The organism is Streptococcus danieliae (assembly GCF_013415245.1).
Taxonomy (GTDB): domain Bacteria; phylum Bacillota; class Bacilli; order Lactobacillales; family Streptococcaceae; genus Streptococcus; species Streptococcus danieliae_A.
In genome coordinates this window covers 1-1,065 of record NZ_JACBXX010000197.1, presented here as the reverse complement: position 1 = coordinate 1,065, position 1,065 = coordinate 1, and the positions used below count along the sequence as shown (strand labels likewise).

Sequence of the window (1,065 nt, the reverse complement as noted above, 5' to 3'; positions counted from 1 at the left end):
CGCAGGTGGTTACCAAAAGGGACCAAAGAAACAACTCCCAAAGAAGTCGCTTTTATTGAAAATTGGATAAACAATTATCCTAAAAAATGTTTGGACTACAAGTCACCAAAGGAATTTCTTAGTGGTGGCTAATTTCAACTTGAAATTTAGCTTATAAATGATAATAACATTGAGGTATTGAAATACACGTTACACATTTATGAGGATGAGGCTGTGAATATTAGTTTTCTCGGCGTCCTAGAATATGAGGAGCTGGATCATGAAACTTGAGGATAAACGTTGCGATGCAAGGCTTGGGATGTATCAGTTTCTGGTCGATGGGAATTGGGTTGATGTGAATCCTTACGACTATCACGCATGGGAAAATGGAGATACAGTTCCGTACCATATGCTGGAAAGGAGCGAGCATGACTAACAGAGAAGAGGGAATTTTTGAGACAGCCATGTTTGGCGTTTGGATCATGCTGGTGTTCATCTTCTTTATTCAGCTTTATCAAGGCATCCAGTTGAATGAACTGGAGCAGAGACTGCAACGAACAGAGCTGGCCCAGCGCTATATCCACAATCCGAAAACTACGGTAGGAAAGGTGGTCCAGAAGCACGAAAAAGACGGCAAGTATACACTTGTCGTCGCTGGCTATGGGAATTTCCTAGTAAGCAAAGAGACTTACGAGAATGTGCAGGTTGGCGATGAAATGCCTGGAGAGGTAACAGAGCGCGTGGAAGTGTTGAAAGGAGTTGGGGGATGATTAAGGACACTTTTATTTGCAAAAATTGCCATCTAAACTACGGGATTGTGTCGGATGAAGAACGTGAACCCGTTTGTGTACATGGTTATTGTCCATATTGCTCGGAATGGGACGAAGAAAAAGGGGGGAGAAGAATGGTAGAGGAGGTAGAGAATGGCTAAATATTACGAATTCCACTGTTTGCGATGTAATCCCGACTTTATCACCTAAAAATAGACAAAGACCAGCTAACCCCTTGTGCCCCAAGGGATTTGGCTAGTCTTTTTTCTTATTTGGGTGTTGTATATGGAGCCTTAGCGTAGTTTTTTAGCTCTTC

2 protein-coding genes and 1 pseudogene are annotated in these 1,065 nt (G+C 42.3%); all 3 read left to right on the top strand.

Translation table 11 applies throughout. The features are described from left to right. A pseudogene (locus HZY94_RS09015) lies at nt 1-132 on the top strand (IS30 family transposase); the annotation flags it as partial. A gap of 127 nt (nt 133-259) precedes the next feature. Continuing rightward, complete coding sequence (locus HZY94_RS09010) at nt 260-415, top strand: hypothetical protein (RefSeq protein WP_179925870.1); 156 nt, start codon at nt 260-262, stop codon at nt 413-415. Further along, complete coding sequence (locus HZY94_RS09005; protein WP_179925869.1) at nt 408-749, top strand: DUF1372 family protein; 342 nt, start codon at nt 408-410, stop codon at nt 747-749. The genes HZY94_RS09010 and HZY94_RS09005 overlap by 8 nt, the downstream gene beginning before the upstream one ends. The last annotated feature ends 316 nt before the right edge of the window (nt 750-1,065 follow it).

Excerpts from the sequence above, each read along its gene's own strand:
- HZY94_RS09010 (WP_179925870.1), top strand. The coding sequence starts at position 260 with ATGAAACTTGAGGATAAACGTTGCGATGCAAGGCTTGGGATGTATCAG.
- HZY94_RS09005 (WP_179925869.1), top strand. The coding sequence starts at position 408 with ATGACTAACAGAGAAGAGGGAATTTTTGAGACAGCCATGTTTGGCGTT.